10 protein-coding genes and 1 tRNA gene are annotated in these 11,683 nt (G+C 60.4%); all 11 read left to right on the top strand.

Going from position 1 to position 11,683, the window contains the following annotated elements; genetic code table 11:
• Nucleotides 1-8 precede the first annotated feature (8 nt).
• Entirely contained in the window at nucleotides 9-653 is a 645-nt protein-coding gene (locus VNX23_RS15595) for a DUF1134 domain-containing protein (protein ID WP_325631431.1), read from the top strand.
• Nucleotides 654-797: 144 nt separating this feature from the next.
• The gene (locus tag VNX23_RS15590; protein ID WP_325631429.1) at nucleotides 798-2,072 is read left to right on the top strand and encodes a hypothetical protein; all 1,275 of its coding nucleotides are present in this window, start codon (nucleotides 798-800) and stop codon (nucleotides 2,070-2,072) included.
• 576 nt (nucleotides 2,073-2,648) lie between these two features.
• A complete protein-coding gene (locus VNX23_RS15585; protein WP_325631428.1) occupies nucleotides 2,649-3,281 on the top strand; it encodes a pyridoxamine 5'-phosphate oxidase family protein in 633 nt (210 codons plus the stop codon).
• A 136-nt stretch (nucleotides 3,282-3,417) separates the two neighbouring features.
• A tRNA-Val gene (locus tag VNX23_RS15580) sits at nucleotides 3,418-3,492 on the top strand.
• A 144-nt stretch (nucleotides 3,493-3,636) separates the two neighbouring features.
• Nucleotides 3,637-3,975, top strand: coding sequence for a hypothetical protein (locus VNX23_RS15575; protein ID WP_325631427.1), 339 nt, complete (start codon nucleotides 3,637-3,639; stop codon nucleotides 3,973-3,975).
• 165 nt (nucleotides 3,976-4,140) lie between these two features.
• The gene (locus tag VNX23_RS15570; RefSeq protein ID WP_325631425.1) at nucleotides 4,141-5,055 is read left to right on the top strand and encodes a toprim domain-containing protein; all 915 of its coding nucleotides are present in this window, start codon (nucleotides 4,141-4,143) and stop codon (nucleotides 5,053-5,055) included.
• Nucleotides 5,052-6,173 (top strand): AAA family ATPase, encoded by a 1,122-nt coding sequence (locus tag VNX23_RS15565; RefSeq protein WP_325631424.1) that lies wholly within the window; start codon nucleotides 5,052-5,054, stop codon nucleotides 6,171-6,173. The genes VNX23_RS15570 and VNX23_RS15565 overlap by 4 nt, the downstream gene beginning before the upstream one ends.
• Nucleotides 6,174-6,356: 183 nt before the next feature.
• A complete protein-coding gene (locus tag VNX23_RS15560; protein WP_325631422.1) occupies nucleotides 6,357-7,046 on the top strand; it encodes a hypothetical protein in 690 nt (229 codons plus the stop codon).
• Entirely contained in the window at nucleotides 7,007-7,261 is a 255-nt protein-coding gene (locus VNX23_RS15555) for an HGGxSTG domain-containing protein (protein WP_325631421.1), read from the top strand. The genes VNX23_RS15560 and VNX23_RS15555 overlap by 40 nt, the downstream gene beginning before the upstream one ends.
• A gap of 354 nt (nucleotides 7,262-7,615) precedes the next feature.
• Nucleotides 7,616-9,115, top strand: coding sequence for a GAF domain-containing sensor histidine kinase (locus VNX23_RS15550; RefSeq protein ID WP_325631419.1), 1,500 nt, complete (start codon nucleotides 7,616-7,618; stop codon nucleotides 9,113-9,115).
• A gap of 40 nt (nucleotides 9,116-9,155) precedes the next feature.
• On the top strand, nucleotides 9,156-11,309 hold the full coding sequence (locus tag VNX23_RS15545) for an ATP-binding protein (RefSeq protein WP_325631417.1): 2,154 nt from the start codon (nucleotides 9,156-9,158) through the stop codon (nucleotides 11,307-11,309).
• The last annotated feature ends 374 nt before the right edge of the window (nucleotides 11,310-11,683 follow it).

The following is an 11,683-nucleotide window of genomic DNA, read 5'->3' as shown; positions in this document are numbered from 1 at the left end:
ATTCTTTCATGAATTTTGCTTCACGCCTCGCTGCGGCGCTGCTCGCGGCGCTGCTGTGGTCGGCTGGACCGGTGTCCGCCCAGCAGGCGCCGCCTCCGCCCCCCGACATGCCGCCGCCCCAGCAGGTGCCAGGAACACCCCTGCCGCCGCCGCAGCGCGCCCCCGGACCGGAATTTTATGGCCCCGACGAGCTGGTCGGCGCCGGCCACCGCTTCTTCGGCAATGTCTCGCGCGGGCTCGCCTCGATCATCGAAAAGGCGGTCAGCCAATGGGGCCTGCCGAACGGCTATGTGCTGGGCGAAGAAGGCTCCGGCGCCTTCGTGGCCGGACTACGGTATGGCGAGGGCACGCTCTACACCAAGAATGCCGGCGACCTCCGGGTCTATTGGCAGGGACCGTCGGTCGGCTTCGACTGGGGCGGCGACGGCGCGCGCACCATGACGCTGGTCTACAACCTCCCGGCGACCGCGGCGATCTATCAGCGCTTCGCCGGCATCGACGGCTCGGCCTACATCATCGGCGGCTTCGGCATGACGGCGTTGACCGCGAACAACATCGTGCTGGTGCCGATCCGCTCCGGTCTTGGGCTGCGGCTCGGCGCCAATATCGGCTACCTGAAATACACGCCGCAGGCGACGTGGAATCCGTTCTGAGTTCTCGACGGTTCCGCCGAGCGGCCTTTTTGAATTGGGATCGTTTTGATCCCGCCAATCGTTAACGAAGGCATGGGACTGGCCTTTTCTCGGTCCCGCAGGCATTGTGAAATCAACACGCTTTTTTTTCAGGAGTGACCGTCCATGATCGAGCCGATCATGTATCTGGCGATCGGTTTTCTGCTCGCGATGCTGCTCGGTCTGATGATCCTGCCGCTCGTGCATAATCGCGCGGTGCGGCTGACCACGAGACGGATGGAAGCGGCAACCCCGCTGTCGATGGCGGAAATCCAGGCCGACAAGGACCAGCTTCGCGCGGAATTCGCCATGTCGGCGCGGCGGCTGGAGATGAGCGTCGACAAGCTCAAGCACCAGACCACCAGCCAGCTCGCCGAACTCGGCAAGAAGACCGACGCGATCAATCGCATGAAGCTCGAGCTGGGCGAGAAGAACGCCACGATCTTTTCGCTGGAGGCGCGCGAGAAGGCGATGAAGGAGCAGCAGCGCGCTACCGAAGAGGAATTCACCACCAAGACCGAAGCGCTGCGCCAGGCAGAGCGGGCACTGGCCGACAAGCAGGCCGAGCTTGCCAAGCTCAACTCCGACCTGACCGACCGTTCGGTGATGGCGGAGAGCCGCAAGGTCGAGACGGCGGCGCTCAACGCCCAGGTCGCCGGGCTCAGGGGCCGTGTCGGCGAGGCCGAAAAGGAATTTGCCGCCACGCAAACGCGGCTCGAACAGGAGCGCGGCCAATCCGAGGCTGCGACGCGCGACCTCACCGAGGCGCGCGGCCGGGTGGAAAATCTGAGCCAGCGCGTCACCGATCTCGATCGTCAGCTGGTCGCACAAGTCAGGGAAGCCGAATTGCTTTCCAACCGCATCAACGATCTCGAAACGCGGCTGGCGACGCAAGGCAAGTTGCTCGCCGAACGCGACTACGAGACCAACCAGTTGCGCCAGGCGAGGGAAGCCGCCGACCGCACGATCAAGGAATTGCGCGACGAACTCGCCCAGACCTCCAGTGGCTCGTGGCCTATGCTGGAGAAGCTGAAAACCGAGAAGGCCGTGGTCGAGGAACAGCTTCGCGTAGCGCGCGACGAACGCACCAGGCTGCAACGCGACATCAACGCGATCCAGCAGCAGGCGGAAAGCGCGTGGGCGACCGAGCGCATGGAGAACGCGCTGCTGCGCGAGCGCATCAACGACATCGCCGCCGAAGTCGCCAAGCTTGCGATGCAGCTCGAGGGGCCGAACTCGCCGATCGAGGCGCTGCTGGCGGCAGAGCCGGCGAAGCCATCCAACGGCACCACGGTGAACGGCGCCGCCAACGGCAACGTGCCCGAGGGCGGCGGAACGCTGGCCGAGCGCATCCGCGCGCTGCAATCGCACGCCTCCCGCGCCCGCCAGCAGGGGGCGTGAGCGAGATAGCTGGGCTCGAAGAATTGGCGACATCGCGAGCGAAAGCGAAGCGACCCAGAATTTGCAATGCTCGATTCTCTCCGTCATTCCGGGATGGTCCGAAGGACCAGACCCGGAATCTCGAGATTCCGGGTTCGCGCTTTCAGCGCGCCCCGGAATGACGCCGCGATTCAAGACACACCTGCGCCCTGCCGCAGCAGGAACTTCAAATCGGCGGCACTGGTACCACACGACTTCGCCGTCCGCTTTACGCGCGTTCGTCTTGCACGCCTAAAGCGTCCATCGCATCCCGCGCCCGACGTCCGTGACGATCGCGATACGCCCCTCCGATGGGCCGAGACGGCGAAGGAATCCGGAGTGATTTGGGTAAGGCGCGAAGGAAAATCTTTTTCGCAAAGGGACTGGACAGGTAGAAACAGCTTGATCGGCTTGCGCAAATCGGTTTTTGCGCGCATGACCGAAAGGGGCAATTTTGATCCTTCCGGTGCGACGAACCGCGCGCAACCGGCCCGTCGCACCTCTCTCGGCGCTCTGCTATGAAGCTGGACAAGCGGACAAATCAGCCTTGAGGCTCCGATGACCGACCCGATCGACCGCGCCCCCTTCTACCACGACGGCATGCGCGAGCTGCAGGACCGCTTCGACGGCCGCCGTGTCGCCGACGGCCTGGAAAAACATCGCCTGCATTTCGAGTTCTGGGAGCAGGACCGCAAGCTGATCGAAGAGGCGCGATTCTTTTTCATCGCGACCAGCTATCGGGACAATGTCGATTGTTCGATGCGCTCGGGCGATCCCGGCTTTGTCAGGATCACCGGACCCGATACGCTCGAATACCCCGAATATGACGGCAACAACATGTACCGCACGCTCGGCAACATTCACCGCAACCCGAATATCGGGCTGTTGTTCGTGCGCTTCGACGGCAAGTCGTCTCGCACGCGCATCCGCGGCAAGGCCACGATCGACGACAGCGCGGAAACGCTTGGCCGACATCACGGCGCAAAACTCGTCGTGCGCGTCAAATGCGAGATTTTTCCGAACTGCCCGCGCTACATTCCGGACCTCATCGGCGCTTCCGCAGGCGTGCCGGAAAATGCGTTCGTTCCCCGACCCGGCTACGAGCCGCCGGCGCCGGAATGGAAAAGCCGGGACTATCTCAAGGACGTGCTCTCGAAATACGATCCCCACCGCAAACGCGGACCGGAATGACCGGGGGTCAAGGTAAAGCGCGATCGTGGTCGGTAAAGCTTGACACGATGGGTGCGCCCTTCGTAAATCGCGGGTTCTGGAACTGTGCTTGTCCGATCCAGCCAATCCATCGGCTCGGCATCGCGCACGAAATCCAGGGCGCATAGCTCAGCGGGAGAGCGTTCCCTTCACACGGGAGAGGTCATAGGTTCAATCCCTATTGCGCCCACCATAAAAGCCCTTGTTTATTGGGCTTTTATCGCCGACTCAAATCGCTCACCCGGCAACTGATAACAGAACGATACGCAAACACGCGCATCCAATCCGTGGAAAATCCGTGGACTTTGTTCACTGGCTGTTCGACGGAGGTGCCGGTATGAGCGAATCTGCCGACAACTATGGCCGCTTCGTCGCGCGATTGAATCTTCGGTGGCGCGTGATCGAGTGCCAGCACCGTATCCAGTGGATTCTTCAGTACCGCGCCAGCGCAGAAACCTATCCCACATCGAGTTGGAAGGGTCGGAGCTTCTGTAGGACCCGGGAAGCGCTCGTGCGTTGCTGCAGGGAGCACGCCGGCGTCATTGACCCGTCTGCCGCCGCCGTCCTGGCCGCGTTGCCGGAGCGGATCGACGCGCCGCTCACTCAACAGATTGGTGGCGCCGAGAGCTGCGAGATGTTCGCTAGTGATGGGAGGCGTCATGACGAGGCCGCCTGACCCATCAAGCGAAAGGGCCGCCTCGGCAAAGGCAGCCCCGGAGATCGCACCTTCAGAACAACAGCGAAAATACATAATCCCGGTGGACGTTCAAGCGTTCATTGCGGCGCTGCTGCCTTTCTCGTTCCCGTTCGTCTGCGTCCTCGCATCCTGCGGAGGATCGCGATGAACGCGCAGCGGATTGGAATTGCGCTGAAAGGTCGGCGCAACGGGAACGGATGGCTGGTTAGCTGCCCCTGTCTCAACCACGGCAAGGGACGCGGCGACCGCTCTCCCTCACTCTCTGTCAGCGACGGCGACGATGGACGGCTCCTGCTTCGCTGCTTTGCGGGTTGCGACTTCGCCGACGTGCTTGATGAGCTGAAGCGGCGGGGATTAGCGGAGGGCGGTCAATCGAGCAGCCCGCCCCGGATGCCATCGCGCGAGGGTACCTCAATTGAGACACCCTCAACTCTGCGCCTTGTCGAAACCAGTCCCGATATTGGTGCCCTGACTATCTGGCAGGCCACCGTCGAGGCTCATGAAACGCCCGTCGATGAATACTTGAACCGTCGCGGCATCTACCTGCGACCGGCGATGATTCGCTGCAGGCTTGACCGCCGTTCCATGGTGGCCGGAGTGCAGGCTCCAGACGGCAAGGTCATTGCCATTCAACAAACTTGGCTGACTCGCGATGGTGAGAAGGCCTCACCCAGGCGGCTGACGACTGGCAATCTCGGTGCGGGGGCTGTTCGATTGGGGGCACCGGCCCGCATCATGGGTCTCGCCGAAGGTGTTGAGACGGCACTGTCCGCGATGCAAATGACCGGGATGCCGGTCTGGGCATCATTGGGCGCCTCTCGACTGCATAGTGTCGAGCTGCCTCCCGAGGTCGAGCAAGTTCATATCTTTGCTGACAATGATGAACCAGGCCGAGCCGCCGCACGACGGGCCGCACAGACGCATGCGAATGCGGGCCGAGAGGTTTGGCTGCGATCTCCACCGGATCAGTGTGGAGACTGGAATGATTTTCTCAACCTGATTGCTGATCGGGATGGCCGCGATCTGTCGCCCTCCAAAGCTACGGAGGACGCGGCATGAACATCCGCGTGGTTGGGGAAAAGATCGAGACTATTTTGCCACCGAAACAGGAGCCACTGAAATGGCTCGACATGACGGCCTGGGATCAAGCGTCGGTACCAGAGCGGAAATGGGCGATCAGGGATCGAGTCCCGCTGAGACAGGCAGGGCTTTTCTCGGGCGAGGGGGGCACAGGCAAGAGCATCATCGAACTTATGAAGGATGTTGCTCACGTCGCAGGCAAAGACTGGCTCGGCTCAATGCCGGAGCCGGGACCGGCGTTCTATCTGGGTGCCGAGGACGACGAGCAAGAGATTCATATCCGCCTTGCGGCAATTGCCAACCATTACGGCGTCACGTTCGAGTCGCTGATCGATGGAGGGCTGCATGTGCTGCCGCTCCTGGGCAAGGACGCCACGCTCTGTTCCGCAACCAAGGGCGGCAATGTCGAAGTTACTGCCCTTTACCGACAAATCTTTGAGGCCGCAGGTGACATCAAGCCGAAAAACATCTCAGTCGATACCCTGTCCCGCGCCTTCGCGGGCAACGAGATTGACCGGGTTCAGGTATACGCATTCGCGATGCACATGCAGGCGTTGGCCATGGTTGCGGATGGATCTGTCACGATCCTGAGCCATCCAAGCCTGCAAGGGATAAACTCGGGTTCTGGATTGTCGGGGTCAACAGCCTGGCATGGCGCCGTTCGCTTCCGTCAGTACCTCAAGGGCGTTAAGGCCAGTGACGGTGCGCAGCCAGACGAGGACCTACGCGAGCTTGAATTCAAGAAGAACCAATACGGCCCGAAGGGTGAGAGCATCATCCTGCGTTATCAACGAGGGCTGTTCCTGCCAGAAGCCGGCATTTCCGATCTGGACAAGGCCGCTCGCACCGCCAAGGCCGAGGTCGTCTTCCTCGAGCTGCTGCGCCGGTTTTCCGCCGAGGGTCGCAACGTCAGCGACAAGACCAACGCACCGAACTGTGCGCCCACAGCCTTCGCAAAGGAGGTAGAGGCCCAAAAATACAGGCTCAAGAAGCCCGAGCTGGAGCAGGCGATGAGAGCCTTATTCAAGTCCCAAAGAATTCGCGTCGAACAGTACGACAAGCCGAGCCTCGGACGCTATCGGCTCGCAACAGTCTGATATGGCCGTGCCTACTGCCTATCCCGCCGAGAGAGGAAGTAAACACCTAGGTGCTTACTCCTCTAAGGGTAGGCAGGGAGTAAGTACGCACCTGGAGTAAGCACCCAAAATCGGGAGTAAGCACCGGAGTAAGCACCTAGTGAGCACCGGAGTAAGCACCTTACGGAACATAGTGAGAATGTCATGAAGTCAAAGCATCCAAAGTCGCTGCCGACGCCGGTACGCGCCCCGAACGACAACGAACAGCGCGCCATCGCTGCGGCCAGGCAAGCCCTTGCGGAAATGCCACCGCGGTTTGAGGTGGACACGCAAATCAAGGACGAAAGCGGCGCAACGCAAATTATCCAGGGCCCAAAGCATTCCGACATGGAAGGTTGGCGGACCCAGTTGTTGGCGGCGTTTGGCACTTCGAGCAAGAACGTTGCCGGCGTGGAAATGGAACGCATTGCCCGGGCGCTGCGCCAGAGAGATGGCACAATCAATCCCGCCGAGCTGGACGCTGTGATTGCAATCGTGAGCGGACAGCGACCAAAGAACGAGCTTGAGGCAATGGTTGTCTGTCAGATGGCCGTCACGCACGCTCTTACGATGCGTTCATTTGGCAACCTTAACCGGAGCAACGATATCCAACAGCAGGATTCAAATGCGCTTACGGTCGCCCGGCTGACAAAGGCATTTGCTTCTCAGGTGGATGCGTTGGCCAAGCTTCGTCGCGGTGGCGAGCAACGCGTTGTTGTTGAGCACGTTCACGTCTACCCGGGCGGACAGGCGATTGTCGGTACAGTCAACCATACCGGGGGCCGGGGGGGTCCTCGAGAACCAGAGACAACCCCATGCACCGAACCACGAGCAAACCTCATCCCCTGCAGCTAGCGAAACGTTGCGGAGCGAAGACCCGGAGCGGCAAGCCATGTCAGTCTCCGGTGGTGCGGGGGCGAAATCGTTGCCGGATGCACGGCGGAGCACACGGGTCAGGCGCGCCACCGGGCGAGCGTAATGGCAATTACCGGCACGGGCTTTATACTGCAGAAGCAGTTGCCGAGAGGAAAGCTGTTCGGGCTTGGCTGCGGTCGATGCCGAAGATTTAGCGGTCGCTCTCGGAGCGAAGCGGACATTAAGTGGCATGCAAGGATCGGCTGGCTCAGTCGCGAATAACCCATATCGGCTTTTGCCACTCACAACGAAGGTCCGCTTTGCGGCCCAGAGCCGCCACTTCGGCGAGCTATTCTTGTGAGCTCAAAGAACAATTTCGTCCGCATCTGCGACAGCCCAGCTGACTCACCACCATCGGTCTCCTGCGCCGCTAGGCCGTTTGCCACCGGGCGCATCGTTTAGTCGGGGAGCTCGTTGAAATCGGAACTTTGGGAACACTTCTGTGTTTAGTTTGGTCGCCGGGGTGGTCATCCCAAGGCGAACGTGGGGCTTCTCCCAAGGGGCTAAGAATGCTGGCCAAGGCACATGAGGGTGCTCAGGCGCTCGACGAAGGTTCTAGGCCTGGTGGGACTGACGAAAACACCCCAGTCAATGGCAACCTATGGCTTTCCAGCGACGTCGATCTTGATCAAGTGCATGAGTTAACGCCTTCACCTGGTGAAAAGCGCGAGGCTGCACCTGACTTCTTGTCGGGCGGCGGCCAGATGGGCGCGCATATGCGCGCACACGACTGGTCGGGCACTCCATTCGGCGACCCTGCGAGTTGGCCTCAAAGTCTTCGCTCCGCCCTCAGTATTTGCCTCGGCACAAGTTTTCCTATCGCGATCTATTGGGGTGAGGAACTCGCGTTGCTCTACAATGATGCATGGAGCCCAATTCCCGGCGAAAAACATCCAGGCGCATTGGGTCGTCCGGGCCGCGAAGTCTGGCCCGAAATATGGGATCAAATAGGTCCGCTATTTGAGAAGGTGCAAGCCACCGGTGAAGGCGTCTGGCAGGAGGATCAGCTCCTTCCAATGCGTCGCCACGGCTATACTGAAGAGTGCTATTTCAATTTCACTTTCAGCCCGATCAGGGGCGAGGACGGTAGTGTTGAAGGTATATTCAACGCCGTCGTTGAGACAGCATTTCGTGTCATCAGCGAGCGGCGGGAGCGGGTGCTTCGTGTGCTGGCCGAGCGTATGGCGACAGCCCGTTCGGAGCAGGACCTTTTCGAGATCGCAGCCCCTGCGCTTGCAGGAAGCTCCGCTGACTTTCCATTCTGTCTCCTCTATCGGCTGATCAATGAGGACACAGCCGAACTTGTGGGAATAGCCGGAATAAAACCGGGGGCGGCCGTGGCGCCGCCCGTTGTTCGTCTCGCAGACGGGTCGGCCGCTTGGCCGTTCGGCCGTATTGTTGAGACTAGCGCGCCCGAAATTGTGCCCGGTCTTTCCAAACGCTTCGGTGCAAGCGTTGCGAGCGGCATCTGGCCGGAGCCTGTCGGAAATGCTTACGTCGTGCCGATTGCGGCGCTGTCGCAGCCGACAGCAATCGCGGGTTTCCTTGTGGCCGGAATCAATCCGCGGCGCGAACTAGATGCGAAATACCGCGCGTTCATCGAACGGGCAGCCGGTCACATCGGAACTGCGCTCGCGAACGCCCGCGCCTATGAGGATCAACGCAAGCGCGCAGAAGCGTTCGCTGCGATTGATCAAGCTAAAACCCTCTTCTTTTCGAACGTAAGTCATGAATTCCGGACTCCGCTAACTTTGATGCTGGGTCCCCTAGAGGACTCGCTCGCACAGGCAGATCGGCTTCCAGCGGATGAGCGAGAGCGCGTTGTGATCGCGCATCGAAACGGTATGCGTCTATTGAAGCTCGTCAACTCGCTCCTTGACTTCTCAAGGATTGAAGCCGGGCGGTTCCAAGCGAGCTTTGAAATCCACGGACCTTGCGGCGTATACCGCGGAATTGGCGAGCAGTTTCCGATCGGCAACCGAGAGGGCCGGCCTTTCGTTGGTTGTTGACTGTCCCCCACTTCCGCAGCCCGTCTACGTCGATCGGGAGATGTGGGAGAAAATAGTACTCAATCTTTTGTCTAACGCCTTCAAATTCACCTTCGATGGCGAGATCGCTATCAAACTGTTAGCTGCGGGTCGAAATGCCGAATTGATTGTCCGCGACACCGGCGTTGGAATCCCGCAACAAGAATTGTCCCGAGTGTTCGAACGTTTCCACCGGATTGAGGGATCGCGAGGCCGCAGCTTCGAAGGCAGCGGCATTGGTTTGGCCTTGGTGCAGGAACTGGTAAAATTGCACGGCGGCGCGATACGGGTCGAAAGCGAGGAGGGACGGCGCACCGCTTTCATCATATCGCTGCCGTTCGGTACTGAACATCTTCCAAAAGACCACCTTAGGAGCGACAAAGCCGTAGCCTCGACCGGTATACGCGCGCAAGCATATGTAGAAGAAGCTCTTCGCTGGCTCTCGACAGAAAACGGCTCGGGGCGGAGCGCAACCGGTCGGGAGGTTCTGTCTGATCTTCCCTCGCTGCGAGCCGCAGAAAATGCAACGGTTCTGCTGGCAGACGACAATGCCGACATGCGCGATTACGTGCGGCGGCTTCTTGCGTCCGCTGGGTTGAGGACAGAGGTTGCGGTCGATGGCCAAGCCGCGCTGGAATCTGCACGTCGGATAAAGCCGGATCTCATTCTGTCCGACATCATGATGCCGCGTCTGGACGGGCTTGGCTTGCTGAGAGCGGTTCGAGATGATGAAGACTTGAGGATGGTACCGGTAATCTTGCTATCGGCCCGCGCCGGTGAGGAAGCCGAGGTGCAGGGTCTCGACGCGGGCGCTGACGACTATCTCGTTAAACCCTTCTCCGCCCGCGAACTCCTCGCGCGCGTTCAAAATACGATCATTTTGGCACGCACACGACGCGAAGCGGCAGAGCGCGAACGGGAGCTGCGGCTGACGGCCGAATCGGCAGAAGCAAAACTGCGTGACTTGAATGCGACGCTCGAAGCGAGAGTAAAGAATGCCCTCGCCGATCACGCTGCGGCCGAGGAACAGTTGCGCCAAGCCCAAAAAATGGAGGCCATCGGGCATTTGACAGGCGGCGTGGCGCACGACTTCAACAATCTGCTCACGATCGTCATCGGCAACATCGAGTCGCTTCAGCGCCACATGCCGGCCGGCGCTCCGGACCGTCTCCGGCGCTCCGCCGAGAATGCAATGCAAGGAGCTAAGAGAGCGGCCACCCTGACCCAGCGGCTGCTTGCCTTTTCGCGGCGTCAGCCGCTCGAGCCGAAGCCAGTGGACCTTAACAAGCTCGTCTCGGGCATGTCCGATCTGCTGCGAGGTACACTCGGCGAAAGCGTAGAACTTCAGACGGTTCTCGCCGGCGGTCTTTGGCGCGTGGAGATCGATTACAATCAGCTCGAAAATTCGCTGATAAACCTGGCGGTGAACGCTCGCGACGCCATGCCGAAAGGTGGAAAGCTGATCGTTGAGACGGCGAACGCCCATCTGGACGAAGGCTACACAGCTAGAGAAACGGAAGTCATGCCGGGGCAGTACGTCGTTATCGCAGTGAGCGACACCGGGTCGGGAATATCCGGTGACGTACTTGAGCGGGTTTTCGAACCCTTCTTCACGACCAAACCGACGGGCCACGGCACCGGGCTGGGTCTTTCGCAAGTCTACGGATTCGTCAAGCAGTCGGGCGGACACGTGAAGATCTACAGCGAGCCGGGCGAAGGCACTACGGTGAAGATCTACCTGCCTCGCTTCACCGGTGCCAATGAAGAGGATCAGCTTGCGGCGGACACGATACCAGACGGCAACGGCATGGAGACGGTGCTCGTCGTGGAGAATGACGACGGCGTGCGGGAACATAGCTCGGAAATTTTGCAAGAACTCGGGTATCGCGTGATCGAGGCGCATGACGGGGTGACGGCGCTGACCAAGCTCGAGGAAAATAACTCTATAGACCTCTTGTTTACCGACGTGGGCCTGCCCGGCATCAATGGTCGCGAGCTTGCAGAAGAGGCTCGAAAACGTCGACCTCGGTTGAAGGTACTTTTCACCACGGGCTACGCGCGAAATGCAATCGTTCATCATGGGCGGTTGGACGCCGGTGTTGAGATGATCAGCAAGCCGTTCACTTATGCGGACCTCGCTGCAAAGGTTCGAAAGATCATCGACAGCGCAAGTTGAAATCAGCGAAGCTCTTCCGCAGAATGTTGCCGAGGTCGATGGCCACATCGCCCAAGGTTTCCACAACGTCCTCGGTTTGGCTGCGCGGCGTTCGTCCTATGTCCCCGACCGTTACGGATCAAACCTCGGTTCGCCGGCCGTTCTGCGCCCCTCCCGCGGCATGCGGCTTGCCTGGATTCGGAAGTCCTGGTCTACCCCAGGATGGTTTGGTTTCCTCCATAAACTGGCCCGGCGTGTGCCAAGCGCGCCGGGTCTTTTTCCTTTTTTGCGCACTCGCCCCTGCGGCTGGGTCGGATTGGCTGCGGGTGTCCCGCCATAGGAACTTCGCTCGCCGGACAATGTTGTGGTGCGGGCTGGCAACCCTTAGCCCGTTC

Origin of the sequence: Bradyrhizobium sp., from assembly GCF_035570375.1 — a bacterium.
Lineage (GTDB): Bacteria > Pseudomonadota > Alphaproteobacteria > Rhizobiales > Xanthobacteraceae > Bradyrhizobium.
Note: the sequence above shows the minus strand (reverse complement) of the source record. Positions and strands in the feature narration are given on the sequence as shown.